Below are 1,341 nucleotides of genomic sequence, written 5' to 3' on the forward strand. Positions count from 1 at the left end.
GGTGCCTGGTTCAGGGCATGCCTGGATCAGGCCTTGCCGTTCGCCCTCTGCTCGGCGAAGCGGACCAGGGTGCGCACCGCGCTCGCGGTGCCGCCCTTCGGGGTGTAGCCGTACGGCGCGCCCTCGTGGAACGCCGGACCGGCGATGTCCAGGTGCGCCCAGTCGATGCCCTCGGCCACGAACTCCTTCAGGAAGAGGCCGGCCACCAGGCCGCCGCCCATCCGCTCGCCCATGTTGGCCAGGTCGGCGATGGTCGACTCGGTGAAGCCCTTGCGCAGGTCCGCCGGCAGCGGCATCGGCCAGGACTGCTCGCCCGCCTCGCCGGCCAGGACGTGCAGCTCCTCGCGCAGCTCGTCGCCGTTGGCCATCACGCCGAAGGTGCGGTTGCCCAGGGCCAGCACCATGGCGCCGGTCAGGGTGGCCACGTCGACGATGACGTCCGGGTTCTCCTCGCCGGCCCGCACGATCGCGTCGGCCAGCACCAGGCGGCCCTCGGCGTCCGTGTTCAGGACCTCGACGGTCTTGCCGCCGTACATCTTCAGCACGTCACCCGGGCGGGTGGCGGAGCCGGACGGCATGTTCTCGGCCAGCGCCAGCCAGCCCGTCACGTTGACGGCCAGGCCCAGGCGCTTGGCGGCCACCACGGCGGCGAACACGGCGGCGGCGCCGGCCATGTCGCACTTCATGGTCTCGTTGTGGCCGGCCGGCTTCAGCGAGATGCCGCCCGAGTCGTAGGTGATGCCCTTGCCGACGAACGCCAGGGTGGCCTTGGCCTTCGGGTGGGTGTAGGCCACCTTCACCAGGCGGGGCGGGTTCTCCGAGCCGACGCCGACGCCCAGCAGGCCGCCGAAGCCGCCCTTGGTCAGCGCCTTCTCGTCCAGCACCTCGACCTTGAGGCCGTGCTCCTTGCCGGCCGCCTGGGCGATCGCGGCGAAGCTCTTCGGGTTCAGGTCGTTCGGCGCGGTGTTGACCAGGTCGCGGGCCCGGTTCATCTCCTCGCCGACCGCGGCGGCGCGCTCCACGGCGGCCTTGGCGTCCTTGCTGCCCTTGCGGGCGGCCAGCAGGACCAGCTCGCCGACCGGCTCCTTGCCGTTGCCGTTGGCCTTGTACGTGCCGAAGGCGTACGAGCCGAGCAGGCCGCCCAGCGCGACCGCCTCGATGTCGGCGGCGGACTCGGCGGGCAGGGCCAGCGCGGCCTTCTTGGCGCCGGCCAGCGTACGGGCGGCGACACCGGCGGCGCGGCGCAGCGCCTCCAGCTGGTAGCCGGCCTCGGCGGCCTCGCCCAGGCCGACCGCGAGCACGAGCGCGGCCTTCAGGCCGGCGGGGGAGGGGACCTTGACG

Annotated in this window: 1 protein-coding gene; it reads right to left on the bottom strand. The window is 73.3% G+C overall.

Features of this window, described 5'->3' with window-relative positions; genetic code table 11:
- Positions 1–26: 26 nt before the first annotated feature.
- A partial coding sequence (locus ACIQOV_RS41635) for a leucyl aminopeptidase (protein ID WP_401056373.1) occupies positions 27–1,341 on the bottom strand: 1,315 nt, incomplete at its 5' end.

Origin of the sequence: Kitasatospora sp. NPDC091257, from assembly GCF_044757675.1 — a bacterium.
GTDB classification, from domain to species: Bacteria; Actinomycetota; Actinomycetes; order Streptomycetales; family Streptomycetaceae; genus Kitasatospora; species Kitasatospora lactacystinica.